This window comes from Micromonospora sp. A200 (assembly GCF_029893845.1).
Taxonomy (GTDB): Bacteria; Actinomycetota; Actinomycetes; order Mycobacteriales; family Micromonosporaceae; genus Micromonospora; species Micromonospora purpureochromogenes.
The window spans coordinates 100,476-113,590 of the sequence record NZ_JARXXY010000023.1; the positions used below are offsets into that span (position 1 = coordinate 100,476).

The 13,115-nt window shown below is 74.1% G+C and carries 12 protein-coding genes; 6 read left to right on the forward strand and 6 right to left on the reverse strand.

The annotated features are described in order from the left end of the window. The first annotated feature begins 1 nt into the window (after position 1). The 3 genes from M2302_RS22195 (at position 2) to M2302_RS22205 (ending at position 2,779) form a co-directional block, all read left to right on the forward strand. Entirely contained in the window at positions 2-943 is a 942-nt protein-coding gene (locus tag M2302_RS22195) for a hypothetical protein (protein WP_280839773.1), read from the forward strand. Positions 944-974: 31 nt separating this feature from the next. Next, positions 975-1,724 (forward strand): hypothetical protein, encoded by a 750-nt coding sequence (locus M2302_RS22200; protein WP_280839774.1) that lies wholly within the window; start codon positions 975-977, stop codon positions 1,722-1,724. 92 nt (positions 1,725-1,816) lie between these two features. Then, complete coding sequence (locus M2302_RS22205; protein WP_280839775.1) at positions 1,817-2,779, forward strand: GNAT family N-acetyltransferase; 963 nt, start codon at positions 1,817-1,819, stop codon at positions 2,777-2,779. Positions 2,780-2,851: 72 nt separating this feature from the next. Here the strand turns inward: M2302_RS22205 and M2302_RS22210 are convergent, their stop codons facing one another. Beyond that, entirely contained in the window at positions 2,852-3,307 is a 456-nt protein-coding gene (locus tag M2302_RS22210; RefSeq protein WP_154939618.1) for a gamma-glutamylcyclotransferase, read from the reverse strand. Positions 3,308-3,413: 106 nt separating this feature from the next. Between M2302_RS22210 and M2302_RS22215 the strand changes: the two genes are divergently transcribed. Next, complete coding sequence (locus tag M2302_RS22215; protein WP_280839776.1) at positions 3,414-4,817, forward strand: NAD(P)H-quinone dehydrogenase; 1,404 nt, start codon at positions 3,414-3,416, stop codon at positions 4,815-4,817. Here M2302_RS22215 and M2302_RS22220 read toward each other — a convergent pair. Continuing rightward, positions 4,795-5,457 carry a DUF998 domain-containing protein gene (locus M2302_RS22220; protein ID WP_280839777.1) on the reverse strand — a complete coding sequence of 221 codons (663 nt, stop codon included), beginning with the start codon at positions 5,455-5,457 and terminating at the stop codon, positions 4,795-4,797. The two genes, M2302_RS22215 and M2302_RS22220, sit on opposite strands and share 23 nt — an antisense overlap. Before the next feature lie 196 nt (positions 5,458-5,653). Then, the gene (locus M2302_RS22225; RefSeq protein WP_280839778.1) at positions 5,654-6,259 is read right to left on the reverse strand and encodes a DedA family protein; all 606 of its coding nucleotides are present in this window, start codon (positions 6,257-6,259) and stop codon (positions 5,654-5,656) included. Positions 6,260-6,785: 526 nt separating this feature from the next. On the opposite strand from M2302_RS22225, the gene thrS reads away from it, so the two are divergent. After that, positions 6,786-8,027 carry a threonine--tRNA ligase gene (gene thrS / locus M2302_RS22230; protein ID WP_348529440.1) on the forward strand — a complete coding sequence of 414 codons (1,242 nt, stop codon included), beginning with the start codon at positions 6,786-6,788 and terminating at the stop codon, positions 8,025-8,027. A gap of 5 nt (positions 8,028-8,032) precedes the next feature. Here the strand turns inward: thrS and M2302_RS22235 are convergent, their stop codons facing one another. The 3 genes from M2302_RS22235 to M2302_RS22245 form a co-directional block, all read right to left on the reverse strand. Next, positions 8,033-9,964, reverse strand: coding sequence for an ABC transporter ATP-binding protein (locus M2302_RS22235; RefSeq protein WP_280839788.1), 1,932 nt, complete (start codon positions 9,962-9,964; stop codon positions 8,033-8,035). Positions 9,965-10,101: 137 nt separating this feature from the next. Beyond that, positions 10,102-11,835: an ABC transporter ATP-binding protein gene (locus M2302_RS22240; RefSeq protein ID WP_280839780.1), complete on the reverse strand. Its 1,734-nt coding sequence runs from the start codon at positions 11,833-11,835 to the stop codon at positions 10,102-10,104. Further along, positions 11,829-12,350: a MarR family winged helix-turn-helix transcriptional regulator gene (locus M2302_RS22245; protein ID WP_280839789.1), complete on the reverse strand. Its 522-nt coding sequence runs from the start codon at positions 12,348-12,350 to the stop codon at positions 11,829-11,831. The genes M2302_RS22240 and M2302_RS22245 overlap by 7 nt, the downstream gene beginning before the upstream one ends. A 91-nt stretch (positions 12,351-12,441) precedes the next feature. Here M2302_RS22245 and M2302_RS22250 point away from each other — a divergent pair, with 91 nt between their 5' ends. Next, on the forward strand, positions 12,442-12,987 hold the full coding sequence (locus M2302_RS22250; protein ID WP_280839781.1) for a TetR/AcrR family transcriptional regulator: 546 nt from the start codon (positions 12,442-12,444) through the stop codon (positions 12,985-12,987). Positions 12,988-13,115: the final 128 nt, after the last annotated feature.

The following is a 13,115-nucleotide window of genomic DNA, read 5'->3' on the forward strand; positions in this document are numbered from 1 at the left end:
CGTGCCCGCGCCCCCCTCCGACCTGGTCCAGCGGCTGTACCGCACGCCCCCGGACCGGTTCGTCGCCGCCCGGGACGCCGCCGTCGCCGAGGCCCGGCGGGCCGGTGACGCCGCCGGCGCCCGCCAGATCGCCCGGCTCAAGCGCCCCACCGTGGCGGCCTGGCTGGTCAACCTGCTCGCCCTCGAACGCCCCGAACTGGTCGCCGACCTGGCCCAGCTCGCCGACGCGCTGCGCACCGCCCAGCGCGACCTGAAGGGGCCGAAGCTGCGCGAGCTCTCCGCCCAGCGGCGCGCGGTCGTCGCCGCCCTGGTCGCCGAGGTACGCCGGATCGCGGCCCGGAACCCGGATGCCCCGTCCGCCGGGAAGTTGCCGCTGGGCGAGGTGGAGGCCACCCTCAACGCGGCGCTCGCCGACGCCGAGGTGGCCGAGCAGGTCCGCGCCGGCACCCTGCTGCGGGCCGTCCACTACGCCGGCTTCGGCGAGGTGCCCCGGCCGCAGCTGCGGCTGGTCACTGGCGGGGCGGAGGAGCCGCCCCGGGCACCGGACCGGGCGGCGGAGCGGGCCGGGGAGCGCCGGGCGCGCGACGAGCGGGCGGCGGAGCGGGCCGCCCGGGCCGAGCGCGCGAAACGGCGCCGGGCGCTGGAACGGGAGCTGGCGGCGGCGCGTACCGAGCAGGGGCGGGCGGAGAAGGACCTCGACGGCGCGGCGGCGGCCGAGCGGGACGGCGGTGCCGCGCTCGAGGAGATCGAGGCCGAACTGGCCGAACTGGAGCGTCGCCGGGCCGCCGCCGAGCAGGAGCTGAGCCGGTCCAAACTGGCCCGCCGGGCCGCCGAACGGTCGCTCACCGCCGCGCGCCGCCGCACCGGCGAGGTGGAGGCGGCGATCGAGGCGCTGGACGCCGAAGAGGAGGATGTCGCCACCGGCGACGGCGAGGCACACTGAGCGCGATGGATGCGTGCAGCGGGCGGTCGGGATGACGCCGGAACAGGTGGCAGCCGCCAGCAAGCCCGCCGTGCTCGAACTGGGCGAGTTGTTCAGCCGCTGCCCGGGGACGCTGCGCCGGGCACGGCTGTTGGGCATCTCCGGCTGGGCCTTCTACATCACCGGGCGGGCCGGCGCGCTCGGCGACGTCCGCGCGGAGACCGTCGCCGCCGCGGTCGGCTTCATCGCCCCGGACGCGGTCGCCGACGGCTGGGACGCCGCCGCCCGGGTGGTCCGTCCGCTGGAGGTGGCCAGCGCCAACCTCGCCGAGTGCTGCCGCTGGGGTGCCCAGCACCTGGACGACCTGCCCGGGATGCCCCGGCTGGCCGTGCTGCTGGAGCGGGTGGTCGCCGCGGCGGACGCCACCGGGATGCCGCTCTTCGCCGCCTGGCGGGCGATGCCGGTGCCGCAGCACGCCGCCGGTGCCCGCGCCGCCGTGGCGCTGCTGCTGCTCCGCGAGCACTTCACCGGGGCGTACCTGCTGGCGGTCCGGGCGGCCGGGATGACCCCGCTGGAGGCGGTGCTCGCCGGGCCGGAGGGGGAGGCCGGCGCGTCGGCCTGCGGCTGGTCGCCGCCGTACCCGCCGGTCGGCCCGCTGGTGCGGCGGCGGCTCTGGGCCGAGGCGATGACCGACCGGTTGACCTCCACCGCCTTCCGCACCTTGCGCCCCGGGGAGGGCGCGGAGCTGGTGGAGCTGCTCACCGCCACCCGGGCCCTGCTGGCCGGGGCCTCCGCCCGCTGACCGCCGCCGGTGTCCGGGCCTCAGGCGGGCGGTCGACCCCGCGGCGGAAAAACCGGCGGCGCGGGACCCGCCCGCCCTGCCAGGATCGCGCCGTGACGCTTCCCGCCGGTCGGACCGCCCGCCGCCCCACCCTCGACGACGTTCCCGCCATCCTCGCCGTGGTGCACGCCGCCGACACCTTCGCCGTCGGTTACCCGGACTTCGACGCCGAGGACGTCCGGGCCGCGCTGACCGCCCCCTTCTTCGACCCCGCCCGCGACTCCTGGCTGGTCACCGACCCCGACGGGACGGCCGTCGCCTGGACGGCGGTGGACAACCCGACCGGGGTGGGCCGCGACTTCGTCGAGGTCTACGTCGACCCGGAGCGCGGCGTGGACCTGCGCGCCCCGCTGCTGGCCCGGATGCTCGACCGGGTCGCCGAGCGGGCCGCCGAGCGGGACCTGCCCGCGCTGACCGTCCGGTCCACCGTCTTTCCGGCGGAGACCCGCTGGGCGGCGGAGCTGGCCGACGCCGGGTTCACCCGGATCAAGCGGTACGTGCGGATGACCCGCTCGCTGGCCGGCCTCCCCGCCGAGCCGCCGCCCCCGCCGGGGGTGACCGTCCGCCCGCTGCGCGCCGACGACGAGGCGGACCTGCGCCTGTTCCACCGAATCTTCGACACGGCCTTCCGGGACACCCCGGACTACGAGCCGGTCGGCTTCGACCGCTGGCGGGAGCAGATCCCGGCGTCCGGCAAGGTCTGGGACGAGTGGTTCGTGGCCGAGGTCGACGGCGAGCCGGCCGGCGGGCTGCAATCCTCCGACCAGGCGCTGGATCAGGACATGGGCTGGGTCCGCACGCTGTCGGTGCTGCCCGCGGACCGGCGGCGCGGGGTGGGCGCGGCACTGCTGTGGCGGGCCTTCACCGTGTACGCCACCAAGGGCCGCGCCGCCGCCGGGCTCGGCGTGGATCTGACCAACCCGACCGCCCCGGTGACTCTCTACCGCTCGGTGGGGCTGGACGAGGTGCGCTGGACCGACATGTACGAGCGGATCGTCCCCGCCGCCGGTGTGTGATGGGCGACGCCGCCCGGGGCCGGCGGTGACGGTCCGTGGCGTCGGGAGCAGACTGGAGGCGTGCGATACGCGCTACGCCGACGCGGTGCCGGTGGGGCGGGACCGCAGCTCGGTGACGTAGTCGTCCGGCGCGCCCGCCTTCTCGGCCGCGTTCGCGATCTCCGACAGGTACCAGGAGGTCGGCAGGCCGCCCTCGTACCCGTCGAAGACGTAGACCCACGCGGTGACGTCGCCGTCCAGGGTCGAGACGCGGACGTGCAGCTTGCGGTACGTGCCGGCGGTCACGCCCTCGATCTCGTCGAGCTGCGCGGCGTCGTACGGGTGGATGTCGTACAGCGCCACGAAGACCCGGTCGCCCGGGGACTCGACGACGGTGCTGACGGAGCCCTCCCAGCCGATCACGTCCTCGCCCGCGAAGGTCAGCCGCCAGCCCTCCAGCCAGCCGGTGCCCACCATCGGCGAATGCGGACAGTAGGCGCGCATCCGGGCGGGGTCGAGGTTTGAGCCGTAGGCGGCGTAGTGACGCACGGCGATGACGATAGCCCGGCGGGCGGGTGGGGGAGAATACGACGGTGCGTGTCGGACACGTTCGGGAGAAGAAAGTCACTGTGAACATCGACGAGGGGCGTGCGCTGTGAGCCGGATCGTGATCATCGGCGGGGGACCGGCCGGCTACGAGGCGGCGCTGGTCGCCGCGCAGCTGGACGCCGACGTCACCGTGGTGGAGGCCGAGGGGGCCGGCGGCGCCTGCGTGCTCTCCGACTGTGTGCCGTCGAAGACGTTCATCGCCAGCTCGCAGGTGGTCACCGGCTACCGGGACACCGAGGAGTTCGGGGTGCACTCCGACGGGCTGGAGGCGGTCACCGTCGACGCCCGCGCGGTCCACGAGCGGGTGAAGCGGCTCGCCCTGGCCCAGTCCGACGACATCCACACCAAGCTGGTCAAGGCCGGGGTGACCTTCGTGGCCGGGACCGCCCGGCTGGGCGAGGACACGCTCGGTCACACCCACCGGGTGATCGTCACCCCGGCCGACGGTGGCGCCGAGCAGTCGATCGCCGCGTCGACCGTCCTGGTCGCCACCGGCGCCACCCCGCGCCAGCTGCCCACCGCCGTGCCCGACGGCGAGCGGATCCTGACCTGGCGGCAGGTGTACGACCTGCCCGAGCTGCCCGAGCACCTGATCGTGGTCGGCTCCGGCGTCACCGGCGCCGAGTTCGCCAGCGCCTACCTCGCGATGGGCGTCCAGGTCACCCTCGTCTCCAGCCGGGACCGGGTCATGCCGCACGAGGATGCCGACGCGGCGATGGCCATCGAGCGGGTGTTCCGCAACCGGGGCATGACCATCCTCAACAACTCCCGGGCGGACGCGGTCCGCCGCACCGACGACGGCGTCGAGGTCCAGCTCTCCGACGGCCGGCTCGTGTCCGGCTCGCACGCGCTGATCGCCGTCGGCTCGATCCCCAACACCGCCGACCTGGGGCTGGCGGAGTACGGCGTCGAGCTGGCCCGGGGCGGTTACGTCACCGTCGACCGGGTCTCGCGGACCAACGTCCCCGGCATCTACGCGGCCGGCGACTGCACCGGCGTGCTGCCGCTGGCCAGCGTCGCCGCGATGCAGGGCCGGATCGCGATGTGGCACGCGCTCGGCGAGGCGGTCCGGCCGCTGCGGCTGCGTACCGTGGCGGCGAACGTCTTCACCGACCCGGAGCTGGCCACGGTCGGCGTCTCCCAGGACGAGGTGGACGCCGGCAAGGTGCCTGCCCGCCAGGTGATGCTGCCGCTGTCGGGCAACGCCCGGGCGAAGATGGACGACCTGGCCGACGGCTTCGTGAAGCTGTTCTGCCGCCCGGCCAGCGGCCAGGTGGTCGGCGGCGTGGTGGTGGCGCCCAAGGCGAGCGAGCTGATCCTGCCGATCACCATGGCGGTGGAGAACAACCTCACCGTCAACGAGCTGGCCCAGACCATCACGATCTACCCGTCGCTGTCCGGGTCGATCACCGAGGCCGCCCGCCAGCTCATGCTCCACGAGCTGGAGTGAGCCCCGCGGCGCCGGGCCGGCCCGCCGGCCCGGCGCTGCCCCGTCCCCGGCCACCCGGGCGGACCAGTGCGGTGGCGACGACCGCGAGCAGCCCCACCTCGACCAGGATCAGCAGCCGCTCGGCGAGCCCGATCAGCAGCCGGTCGCCCGGGTAGGCCGACCAGATCATGGCCCCGGCGAGCGCGAGGCTGACCAGCGCCAGGGCGCGTAGCCAGGGCGCGGTCCCGGGCAGCGCGTCCCGCCGGGCGAGCAGCCAGCCACCCACCGGCAGCGCCACGAACGTCACCACGGACGCGTACCGGTGCAGGTACGCGGCGGCGTCCATGGGCAGGCCGGGCTCGTTCGTGGGCACCACCGCGGCCAGCAGCAACCCGCCGGCCGCGGCGACGAGCGGCAGCTCGCCCACGGTCCGGGACCGGCGGACGCGGCGCAGGGCGGGGACCAGCACGGCGGCGGCGACCGCGAGCGCGACCATCGCCACGTCGATGACGCCGCCCCGGTCGGACACGGCGAAGTCGCTGACGGTCAGCGACCAGGGGTTCAGGTCGTCGTTCACCTCCAGGTGGCCGATCACGGTGAGCAACGCCGCCAGGGCGATCGCGCCGAGGGCCACCAGGCCATGGTTCCGGGTCGTGGGCATGCCGCCAGCCTGTCGCCGGAACGACCCGAAGCGGATCGGGGACGCCCACCGAGATCGCGGCCGGGGTCCACCCTTAGTGCCGGTGGGCGACGGTCCGCCGGTGGGGAGGGCCACCCTGCCGCTGGACGCTGCAGACCTGATGACACCAACGACTCACGCCGCGCGATCCCCGGGTCGGGGCGGAGCGGGGCGGGCGTCAGTCGACGGGTACCTCGCCGTGGGTGCGGGAACCGACCAGCGTCATCGCCCAACCCGCCGCCGCGAACCCGGCCGCCGCCGCGGCAGCGATCAGCGCCAGCCGCCAGGCCGACTCGGTCAGCGCCGTGCCGCCGAGGTGGCCGACCAGCCCGCCGTAGGCCGCCCAACCGGTCGCCGCGGCACCCTCGTAGAAGAGGAAGAGCCGGTAGGGGTACCTGCTGCGGCCGGCGGAGAAGCAGGCCGCCATCCGGCCGCCGGGCACGAACCGGCAGAGCAGGATGACCAGCGGACCCGGCTGGCGCAGCCCGCGGGTCACCCGGCCGGCCATCCGGCGGGCCCGGCTCGGCTCGGCGTGCCGGGGCGCGTGCCGGTCGGGGGCGCTGCGGCCCAGCAGGTAGCAGGCCAGGTCGCCGGCGAAGACGCCGAGCGCCCCGACGCCGATGGTCACCGGCAGGCTGAGCCCGCCGTAGACGGTCAGCGCGCCGCTGGTGATCATCACGACCTGGGTCGGGATGACCGGCACGAACGCGTCGGCGATCAGCAGGCCGAGCAGTGCGACGTACGCCCACGTCGGCGAGGCGACGTCAGTGAGAAGTTCGAGCACGACTGCCACCTCGCCGGTCAAGGCCGATCAGATCCCCCGAGCCTGACGGCGTGTCCGCCGTCACCGGGGACAGGCCCGGCCGGTGGTGACGGTGGACACGACAGGGCCACTTGGGTGCAACGACGCAGTTCGGTCGGGGGTGACGGGCGGAACGGGTCGAATCCGGGCGGGATGCGGACGGCGGATCCACGCTCCTCGGCGTACCGTTGTCGGCGCGCGGCCGCACGCGCGTCGGGCCCCCCGTTCCTGACGAGCCGGCCGCCGCGGGTCGCCGGCAGGTCCCGTGCCGGCGGCCCGCCCCTTTTCTCAGTTCACCCCGACGCCCATCCGGGCGGCCGGCGGCGCGCGCCGGAAATTCGCTGGCACCGCCGCGCGCCGGGACCGTACCGTCGGGGCATGCGCAGCGCGGTGGTGACCACGACGCCGGGAAACCCCGGCGCGCCGCACTGACGTTCGACGTCGACGAGGCCCCGGGGCGATCCGCCCCGGGGCTTCGCGGCGTCCGTGGCGAGGTCGCTCCCGGGTCATGACCCGCAGGGAGAGCGACATGATCGACCACCGCAGGCTCGGCCGGGAGCTGGACCTGTTCGTCTCCGACCCGCTCGCCGGCGCCGGACTGCCGATCTGGCTGCCGGCCGGCGCCGCCGCCCGGCACGCGGTCGAGGAGTACGTCCGCGACCTGGAACGACGGGCCGGCTACCAGCACGTCTACTCGCCGCCGCTGGGCAAACGGGAGCTCTTCGCGCGCTCCGGGCACCTCGGCTACTTCGCCGACGACATGTTCCCGCCGCTGCGGCTCAGCGCCGACGACGAGTTCGTGCTGCGGCCGGCGCTCTGCCCGCACCACGCGCTGGTCTACCGGGCGCGCGGCCGCTCCTACCGGGAGTTGCCGCTGCGCATCGCCGAGCTGGGCGGGATGTACCGGGCGGAGCGGTCGGGCGTGCTGGGCGGCCTGTCCCGGGTCCGCGCCATCTCGCTCAACGACGCGCACAACTTCTGCGCCCTGGACCAGGTCGGCGAGGAGGTGCGGGAGATCCTGCGGCTGATCCGCGAGGCGCACGCCGCGCTCGGCGTCCGCCCGGCCGGGTTCCGGCTGTCGCTGCGCGGGCCGGGGGAGAAGTACGTCGGCGACGACGCCCAGTGGGCGCGGGCCGAGGAACTGCTGCGCGCGGCGCTCGACGGGGTCGACTTCACCGAGGCCCCGGGCGAGGCCGCCTTCTACGGCCCGAAGATCGACATTCAGATCGTCGACGCCGCCGGCCGGGAGTCCACCCTCTCCACCGTCCAGCTCGACTTCGACAAGCCGGAGCGGTTCGACCTGTCGTACGCCGACGCGTCCGGTGCCCGGCGGCGGCCGGTGATGGTGCACCGCAGCCTGGTCGGCAGCATGGAACGGCTCTTCGCCTACCTGATCGAGGTGCACCAGGGCGCCTTCCCGCCCTGGTACGCCCCGGTGCAGCTGGTGCTGCTGCCGGTCGACGCCGGGCAGGCGGGGGCGGCGGCCGAACTCGCCCGCCGGGCGGTCGCCGCCGGGCTGCGGGCCGAGGTCGACGCCGGCGGTTCGCTGGGCGCCCGGATCCGCGACGCCGCCCACCGCCGGGTGCCGTACGTCGGGGTGGTGGGCGCCCGGGAGGCGGCCGACGGGTCGGTCTCGCTGCGCCTGCGCGACGGCCGGGGGTTGGCCCCGATGCCCGTCGCGGACGCGCTGGGGCTGGTCGGGGCGGTGGTCGCCGCCCGCTCGACCGATCTGCTGCCGGCCGCCGCCTGAGCCGGTCATGAGGAGAGCGCCCCCTGGACCGACGGGGTCCGGGGGCCCACCCCGTCGTCCTCGTCGTCCACCAGCGCGCCGGCGAACTGCGACCGGTACAGCCGGTGGTACGCCCCCTTCGCGGCGAGCAACTGCTCGTGGGTGCCCTGCTCGACGATCCGGCCGTGCTCCATCATCAGGATCAGGTCGGCGTCGCGGACGGTGGAGAGCCGGTGCGCGATGACGAAGCTGGTCCGGTCCGAGCGCAGCGCCGCCATCGCCCGCTGGAGCAGCACCTCCGTGCGGGTGTCCACCGAACTGGTGGCCTCGTCGAGGATCAGCAGCGACGGCTCGGCCAGGAACGCCCGGGCGATCGTGATGAGCTGCTTCTCGCCGGCGCTGACGTTGCTGCCCTCCTCGTCGATGACGGTGTCGTACCCGTCCGGGAGGCTGTGCACGAAGCGGTCCACGAAGGTCGCCCGGGCGGCGGCCAGGATCTCCTCCTCGGTCGCGTCCGGCCGGCCGTAGGCGATGTTGTCCCGGATGGTGCCGCCGAAGAGCCAGGTGTCCTGGAGCACCATGCCGATCCGGCTGCGCAGCTCGTCCCGCGGCATGCTGGTGATGTCCACCCGGTCGAGGGTGATCCAGCCCGCGTCCAGCTCGTAGAAGCGCATGATCAGATTGACCAGGGTGGTCTTGCCGGCGCCGGTCGGGCCGACGATCGCCACGGTGTGACCCGGCTCGGCGACCAGCGACAGGTCGTCGATCAGCGGCTTTTCCGGGTCGTACCGGAAGGAGACGTGTGCGAACTCGACCCGGCCGGTGACCCGGGACGGTGCAACCCTGTCCTGGCTCTGCTCCTGGGCGTCGAGCACCGCGAAGACCCGCTCGGCGGAGGCCACCCCGGACTGGAGCAGGTTCGCCATCGAGGCGATCTGGGTGAGCGGCTGGGTGAACTGCCGCGAGTACTGGATGAACGCCTGCACGTCGCCGAGGCTCATCGTCCCGGAGGCCACCCGCAGCCCGCCGACCACGGCGATCGCGACGTAGCTGAGGTTCCCGACGAACATCATCGCCGGCATGATGATCCCGGAGATGAACTGAGCCCCGAAGCTGGCTCGGAACAGCTCCTCGTTCTTCGCGTGGAAGGCGGCTTCCACCTCGCGCTGCCGACCGAAGACCTTGACCAGCTCGTGACCGGTGTACGCCTCCTCGATCTGGCCGTTCAGCTCACCGGTGTGTCTCCACTGGGCGATGAACCTGCGCTGCGACCGCTTGGCGATCCGCTGGGTGACGATCACCGACACCGGCACCGCGACCAGGGCGACCAGCGCGAGCAGCGGCGAGATCCAGACCATCATCGCCAGCACGCCGATCACGGTCAGCAGCGAGGTGAGCACCTGGCTGAGCGTCTGTGACAGGGTCTGCGAGATGTTGTCGATGTCGTTGGTGACCCGGCTGAGCAGTTCGCCCCGGGGTTGCCGATCGAAGTAGGGCAGGGGCAGCCGGTGGAGCTTCTCCTCCACCTCGGCGCGCAGCCGCAGCACGGTCCGCTGCACCACCCCGTTGAGCAGCCATCCCTGCCACCAGATCAGCACACTGGCCGCCAGGTAGAGCGCCAGGGCCAGGACGAGCACCCGGCCGAGGGCGGTGAAGTCGATCCCGGCGCCCGGCACCACGTCCATCCGGGCGAGCATGTCGGCGAAGTTGTCGTTGCCGGCGGCCCGGGCCGCCGCCGCGGCCTGCTCCGTGGTGGTCCCGGCGGGCAGTTGCCGACCGATCACCCCGCTGAAGATCAGGTCGGTGGCGTGGCCGAGGAGCTTCGGCCCGATGACGCTGAGCCCGATGCTCGCCACGGCGAGCGTGATCACCGCGGCCAGCTGGAGCCGGTGCGGCCGCAGCCGGCCGAGCAGGCGCCGGGCCGACGGACCGAAGTTCATCGACTTCTCGGCCGGCATCGCGGCGCCCATCCAGGGCGGGCCGCCGCGCTGGCCGCCGGGGGGCAGCCGCTTCGGCGTCCGTGCCTCCGGGACCTTCTGCTCGGGTACGGGCGCCCGTCCGTCACCGGCCCGCGGGGTCCGCTCGTCGGGCCTGCTCACGCCGGCACCTCCGCCGTCTGCTGGGACGCGACGATCTCGGCGTACGTCGGGCAGCTCTCCAGCAGTTCCTCGTGTCGTCCCCTGCCGACGACGCCACCGTCCTCGAGCACGATGATCTGGTCGGCGTCGACGATCGTGGAGACCCGCTGGGCCACGATCACCACGGCCGAGTCCGCGGTGACCGGCCGCAGCGCCGCCCGCAGCCGGGCGTCGGTGCCGAGGTCCAGCGCCGAGAACGAGTCGTCGAAGAGGTAGATCTCCGGCTGACGGACCAGCGCCCGGGCGATCGCCAGCCGCTGCCGCTGACCGCCGGAGACGTTCGTGCCGCCCTGGGCGATCGGGGCGTCCAGCCCGCCCGGCATCTCGGCCACGAAGTCCCGCGCCTGGGCGATCTCCAGCGCCCGCCACAGCTCCTCGTCGGTGGCGTCCGGGTTGCCGTACCGGAGGTTGCTGGCGACCGTTCCGCTGAACAGGTACGGCCGCTGCGGCACCAGCCCGATCCGGCGCCACACCTCGTTCGGGTCCAGCAGCCGCACGTCCACCCCGTCGACCAGCACCGCGCCGGCGGTCGGGTCGACCAGCCGGGGGATCAGTGTGAGCAGGGTGGTCTTGCCGGCGCCGGTGGATCCGATGATGGCGGTGGTCCGGCCCGGCCCGGACCGGAACGAGATGTCGTGCAGCACCGGAGCACTCGCCCCGGGGTACTGGAAGGCGACGCGGCGAAGCTCCAGCTCGGCGGGCCTGGTCATCGCGATCAGCGGATCGGCCGGCGGCACCACCGACGACTCGGTGTCCAGCACCTCGACGATCCGCTCGGCGCAGACCGCCGCGCGCGGCACCATCATCAGCATGAAGGTGGCCATCATGACGGCCATCAGGATCTGCATCAGGTACTGCAGGAACGCGGTCAGCGCGCCGATCTGCATCTGGTCGGCGTCGACCCGCTGCGCGCCGAACCAGAGCACCGCGACGCTGGAGACGTTGAGCACCAGCATGATCACCGGGAAGATCAGGGCCATCAGCCGGCCGACCCGCAGCGACGTCGCGGTGAGGTCGGCGTTGGCGACGCCGAACCGGTCCGTCTCGTACGGCTCGCGGACGAACGCCCGGATCACCCGGATGCCGGTGATCTGCTCGCGCAGCACCCGGTTGACCGTGTCGATCCGGGTCTGCATCTCCCGGAATCCCGGCACCATCCGCCGGACGACCAGGCCCAGCGCGATCGCCAGCACCGGCACGCAGACCAGCATCAGCCGGGAGAGCGCGAGGTCCTCCCGCAGCGCCATCACCACCCCGCCGACGCACATGATCGGCGCGGCGACCAGCATGGTGCAGCTCATCAGCACGAGCATCTGCACCTGCTGCACGTCGTTGGTGTTGCGGGTGATCAGCGAGGGTGCGCCGAACCGGGCGACCTCCCGGGCGGAGAATCGGTTGACCTGCGTGAAGACGGCGGCCCGGGCGTCCCGGCCGAAGGCCATCGCGGTCCGCGCGCCGAGGTAGACGGCGACCACCGAGCAGGCGATCTGGACCAGGCTGACCAGCAGCATCCAGCCGCCGGTACGCATGATGTAGTCGGTGTCGCCCCGGGCCACGCCCCGGTCGATGATGTCGGCGTTGAGGCTCGGTAGGTAGAGCGAGGCCATCGTGCCGACGAACTGGAGCAGCACCACCCCGGCCAGCGGCCGGCGGTACGGGCGAAGGTGATCGCGCAGTAGGCGGATCAGCACGGGCGGCCTCCCGGTCTCGCCTCGTCGGGTTCCTGGTCTGCCGGGTTCAACCTGGTGTCCTCCCCGTCGGACATGGTCACAATCAACTCCGTCAGGAACTCGCGAATCACCGCCTTCTTCGCCGGGTCGGCGTCGACGGAGGTCAGCGGGGTGTCGCTGTGGATCAGGTCGAAGAGGGCCTGCACGTGCTCGCGTCCCTTGTCGGTCAGGGCGAGCTGCACCGTACGGCGGTCGGCAACCGCCCGGTGCCGCTCGACGAAGCCGTCGCGCTCCAGGGTGTCGACGATCCCGGTGAGGGTGGCGGGCCGGACGAAGCAGCGCTCGGCGACGTCCCGGTGGGTGGTCTCGCCGGTGTGGGACAGGGTGAACAACACCCGCATCCCGGCGGTCGTGAGGCCGTGGTGTTCGGACAGGTAGCGACCCCAGCGCTGGTTGACCAGGTGGCCGGCGACCGAGACCAGCCGCCCCATCGGCACGCTCCGCAGCGCGTCCGGGAATCGGGCCAGGGGTTCCATGTGCACGGCGCTGACGTTAGCCCCCGGATCGTCAGGGGCCAAACTAATATCCGACAGTGCATCTTGTCGTTGGCAAGTTATGCTGCCCGACGTGACTACGCGCGGCTACCACCACGGCGACCTGCGGCGGGCCCTGCTCGACGTGGCGGTCCAGGCGATCGAGGAGTCCGGGCCGGCCGCGCTGAGCCTGCGTGACCTGGCCCGCCGCGCCGGCGTGTCGCACGCCGCCCCGGCCCACCACTTCGGCGACAAGGCCGGTCTGCTCACCGCGCTCGCCGTCGAGGGGTACGACCGCCTCGCCGACGAGCTGCGCGGGGCCGGCGACGACCTGCTGGAGGTCGGCGTGGCGTACGTCCGGTTCGCCGTCGAGCATCGGGCCCACTTCGAGGTGATGTTCCAGCCGGACCTCTACCGGGGCGACGACGCCGAGGTGCGGGCCGCCCGGGACCGGGCCCGCGCGGTGCTGCGCGGCGGACTGGCCGCCCTGCCCGCCGCCGAGCCCGACCGGGACGCCCTGGCCGCCTGGTCGATCGTGCACGGGTTCGCCACCCTCTGGCTGGCCGGCGCCCTGCCGCCCGAGGTCGGCCGGGACCCCGAGCAGACCGCCCGCGCGGTCATCCGCCGCCTCTTCGAGTGACCGCGACCGCCGCCCCGGATGATCCACCCCGGTTGCGGCGTGGGGGGGGGGGGGGCGGGGCCGCGCCCCCCCCCCGCCCCCCCCCCCGCCCCGGGGGGCCCGGGGGGCGCCCCGGCGTCTGCGGCCCC